Genomic DNA, 3,344 nt, shown 5'->3' on the forward strand with positions numbered 1-3,344 from the left:
ATCGAAGCCTTGCGGACGGCAATGGCAGAGGCTGCGGCGCACCATGGACCGATCCAGGTCCTCTGCAACAATGCCGGTAATGATGACCGGCATCAAACGGAAGATGTCACCGTTGACTATTGGGACGATCGGATGGCCGTCAATCTGCGCCACCAGTTCTTTGCCGCGCAGGCAGCGCGACCCTTCATGAAAGCGCGCGGCGGCGGCTCGATCATCAATCTCGGCTCGATCACCTGGATGGTGGGGGATCCCGATTGTCCAGCCTATGTCACGGCCAAGGCCGGCATTTACGGGCTGACGCGTGCGCTTGCCCGCGAATTCGGGTCGGAACGCATCCGCGTCAACTGCCTGGTGCCAGGTTGGGTCATGACGGAACGCCAGATGCGCCTCTGGCTGACGGAAGCCGGCGAACGCCAGATCGCCGAACGCCAATGCCTGCCCGACCGGCTGCAGCCCGACGACATCGCCCGTATGGCCCTCTTCCTTGCCTCTGACGACAGCGCCATGTGCACGAGCCAGCAATTCATTGTCGATGGTGGCTGGGTATGAGCGAATGTCAAAGCCTTCAGCGGGGCCTTTGGCAGGAAGTCCCGCTTCCTTCGTCAACTCGCCGGCAGCCAGGCCGATCTCATCTTGCGGAAACGATCAGGCGTCTATTGTATCCTTCCGACAGGGAGGCGGGCCTCGATGGGTTGAGACTTTCGGCCCATCCGGAACCAGAAGCGAAAAGCCGAACCGAACGGCTGCGGGCAATTCTCTGCGAGTGCTGCAGCCATCAAAGCGGGCGCATCGATCTGCAAAATCCGCCTGCCGATCTTGATCGTTACCGGCGGTTTCTGGAATTCCTGTACCGCTTCTTCCACGACATGGACCCGCTTTATCGTCACGATGAGGTTGCCCTGCTTCTGCCTGATGTGGAACGGCGCCGTCGTCGGCTCGCCTTCATCGCGAAAGACATGGCTGATATCGGCGCGCCCGTTCCCTTTCTCCTCCCTGGCGAAGACTACCTGATCGATCTTGCAAGCGCTCTTGGCTGGCTCTATTTGGCGGAAGCCTTCCATTTCGCTGCGACATCCCTTCTGATCCAGGCTGCCGGGCCTGCCTTTTCCAACAGCTTCGTCGCTCGCCACCTGCTCACGGCATCGGGTGATCGCACGTCGCAATGGCGAATTTTCTCAAGTCTGCTCGACAGGGCAAATCTCGATGCGGAAGCAGAAAAGCGAACCAAGGAAGGTGTCAGACAGGCCCATGCACATCTTTGCGGCTTACAGTCAGGCACGTCCACGCGAATACCCTCAACGCCAATCAGGCATAATGTATTGTCCCGAAAGCTCGCTTTTAGCGGAGTTGCACGCCAAATCATTTCGAAACGATCAGGCTTCCCCGCCGAGAAATTGCTGGAGACGGGGCACGACGAAATCGAGAAACACGCGCACGCGCTGCGGCATGCGGGCACCGCCTAGGAAGACCGCATGAATCTGTTCCTCGTCAGACTCGACGACGTCGGCAAGCACCTCGACGAGACGACCGGCGGCCAGATCGGCGCGTACATGATAGTCCCCCATGCGCGCAAGCCCGGCACCCGCAAGCGCCATTCGCCGTACGGTTTCGCCGTTATTGGCAAGCAGCGAACTCGTCATGGCGCGATCGGCGATACGGCCACTTTCCTTGACCGGCCAGACCGGTGCAGCGCGGCGGAAATTGAACCCCAGGCAATTGTGCCGGGAGAGGTCGTCGACGGTGCGTGGCACACCATGGCGATCGAGATAGCCGGGCGCGGCCACGATCTTGCGGCGGGCGATGCCGATACGCCGTGCAATCATACCTGAATCGGGCAGTGGCCCCACCCGAAAAGCAATGTCGGTGCGATCGAGATAAAGGTCGACGATTTCGTCGGACAGTGAAAGATCGATCACGACGTTGGGATAGATCCGCCAGAATTCGGGCAAGAGCGGCTCAAGACCCAGCACGCCCAAGGGAACGGAGATGCTGACCCGTACCGTGCCGCCTGTCGTCTTCGCACCCTTTGCCAGTTCCTGCTCGACCTCGTCGAGGTCGTGCAGAAGGGCCTGACTGCGCTCATAGTAGATCCGGCCTTCCAAGGTCAGTGACAGCCGCCGGGTAGAGCGTTCGACCAGGCGCACGCCGAGCCTCGCCTCGATACGCGAGATCAGCTTGCTGACGGTCGATGGCGTCATGCGCAGCAGCCGCGCCGCTTCCGAGAAGCTGCCGGCTTCCACCACGCGAAGAAATACCTGCATCTCGCCGGCGCGATTGTCCATGAAACACTCATCTTTGATTTTGCTTCACAAATAATGTGAAAACCTGCCCAATTATCAAGCGCGATTGCCCCCTCTATTTCATAGGCGGAAAGCATGACGCACCTCAAGTCCGGCGCTCAATTCCATCCAATGCGGCCGTGGCTGGCCAATCGTCAGCCCGGCCTTGCTCCGCAATGGGACGCCCAAGGAGTTTCCACATGAATGCCCAGATTTCGACGGCCGAAAAGGTCCAAACGTCCTCCCATGCCCGATGGGCACTTCTCGCCCTTGCGATCGGTGCCTTCGGCATCGGCACCACCGAGTTTTCGCCGATGGGGCTTCTTCCGGTCATCGCCAAGGGAGTCGACGTCTCGATCCCGACGGCCGGCCTTCTCATCAGTGCCTATGCGATCGGCGTCATGGTCGGCGCCCCCTTCATGACGCTCGCCTTCAGCCGCTTCGGCAAGCGCACGGCGCTGATACTGCTGATGGGCATCTTCACGATCGGCAATCTCATGTCGGCGATGGCGCCGGGTTATTTCACGCTGCTGCTTGCCCGCCTTGTCACCAGCCTCAACCATGGCGCCTTCTTTGGCCTGGGCGCAGTCGTGGCTGCAAGCGTGGTGCCGAAGGAAAAGCAGGCAAGTGCCGTTGCTGCCATGTTCATGGGACTGACGATCGCCAATATAGGCGGCGTGCCGGCCGCGACCTGGGTCGGCCAGGAGATAGGCTGGCGCATGGCTTTTGCCGGAACGGCGCTGATCGGTATAGCTGCCATCGCGGCGCTGTGGGTCGCTCTTCCGAAAGGCGAGCGCGGTGCGATGCCCGACGTCAAGCGGGAACTTGCCGTACTCACCCATCCCACGGTGCTTGTTGCCATGGCAACCACCGTCATGGGAGCGGGCGCTATGTTTGCCGTGTACACCTATGTCGCTCCCGCGCTTGCGCAGCTGACGGGCGCGTCCGACGGCTTCGTGACTGTCGGGCTGGTTTTGATCGGCATCGGCTTCACGATCGGCAACTGGCTCGGCGGGCGGCTTGCCGACTGGTCGCTCGACGGTGCGACCAAGATCTTCCTTGCTC

4 protein-coding genes are annotated in these 3,344 nt (G+C 60.9%); 2 read left to right on the forward strand and 2 right to left on the reverse strand.

Features of this window, described 5'->3' with window-relative positions:
- A partial coding sequence (locus tag Q4Q11_RS31305; protein WP_498571919.1) for an SDR family NAD(P)-dependent oxidoreductase occupies nt 1–549 on the forward strand: 549 nt, incomplete at its 5' end.
- A 104-nt stretch (nt 550–653) separates the two neighbouring features.
- Here the strand turns inward: Q4Q11_RS31305 and Q4Q11_RS31310 are convergent.
- Complete coding sequence (locus Q4Q11_RS31310) at nt 654–1,061, reverse strand: hypothetical protein (protein WP_498571920.1); 408 nt, start codon at nt 1,059–1,061, stop codon at nt 654–656.
- Nucleotides 1,062–1,373: 312 nt separating this feature from the next.
- On the reverse strand, nt 1,374–2,282 hold the full coding sequence (locus Q4Q11_RS31315) for a LysR substrate-binding domain-containing protein (protein WP_498571921.1): 909 nt from the start codon (nt 2,280–2,282) through the stop codon (nt 1,374–1,376).
- A 197-nt stretch (nt 2,283–2,479) separates the two neighbouring features.
- Between Q4Q11_RS31315 and Q4Q11_RS31320 the strand changes: the two genes are divergently transcribed.
- A partial coding sequence (locus Q4Q11_RS31320) for an MFS transporter (RefSeq protein WP_498571922.1) occupies nt 2,480–3,344 on the forward strand: 865 nt, incomplete at its 3' end.

This window comes from Rhizobium sp. UFLA01-1127 (assembly GCF_059803845.1).

What these genes read in the sequence shown, in the direction of transcription:
- Q4Q11_RS31310 (WP_498571920.1), bottom strand. Translation starts at nt 1,061, where the DNA reads ATGGAAGGCTTCCGCCAAATAGAGCCAGCCAAGAGCGCTTGCAAGATC.
- Q4Q11_RS31315 (WP_498571921.1), bottom strand. Translation starts at nt 2,282, where the DNA reads ATGGACAATCGCGCCGGCGAGATGCAGGTATTTCTTCGCGTGGTGGAA.